Raw genomic sequence first — 697 nt, 5'->3', positions numbered from 1 at the left:
ACCGGGGGTAGTGTGGTAGGCACGGGCAGCAGCCTGAGCGTGAGCCCAGCGGCCACGACAACCTATCAGGTGGAGTGCACCAGCTGTGGCAGTTGCACGGCGGTGCAGGTGACACTCACCGTTACGCCCGCCTGCACCCTGGTGGCGGCGGCTTCGCCGGCCAGCATTACGGCCGGCTCGGGCAGTACGCTCAGCGTCAGCGGGGGAGGCAATACTGCCAACTACTCTTGGAAGAGCGGGGGCAGTGTGGTGGGTACGGGCAGCAGCTTAACGGTTACGCCCAGCAGTACCACCACCTACTCCGTAGCCTGCACCAGATGTGGCAGCTGCACGGCTACCCAGGTGACGGTGACCGTCACCCCACCCGTTGCCTGTACTCTGGTGGCCACTGCTTCCCCAGCCAGCATCACGGCGGGCGCGAGCAGCATACTGGCAGTTAGTGGGGGCAGTAGTGGCTCTGTATATAGCTGGAAAGTAGGGGGCAGCGTAGTGGGCACGGGCAGCAGCCTGAGCGTGACGCCAGCAGCCACGACGACGTACCTAGTGGAGTGCACCAGTTGTGGCAGCTGCACGGCTACCCAGGTCACTGTTAATGTTAGTATTCCCCCTGCCTGTACGCTAGTGGCCGTGGCCTCGCCGGCCAGCCTGGTGGCGGGCTCGGGCAGCAGCACGCTCAGCGTCAGCGGGGGAGGGGCTG

At 65.4% G+C, this 697-nt stretch carries 1 protein-coding gene; it reads left to right on the top strand.

The genetic code is table 11. The features are described from left to right. On the top strand, window positions 1–697 hold a 697-nt coding region (locus J2I47_RS26365), incomplete at both ends, for an Ig-like domain-containing protein (RefSeq protein ID WP_207367622.1).

It is taken from the genome of Fibrella rubiginis, assembly GCF_017353185.1.
In the GTDB taxonomy this organism is placed as follows: domain Bacteria; phylum Bacteroidota; class Bacteroidia; order Cytophagales; family Spirosomataceae; genus Fibrella; species Fibrella rubiginis.
Note: the sequence above shows the minus strand (reverse complement) of the source record. Positions and strands in the feature narration are given on the sequence as shown.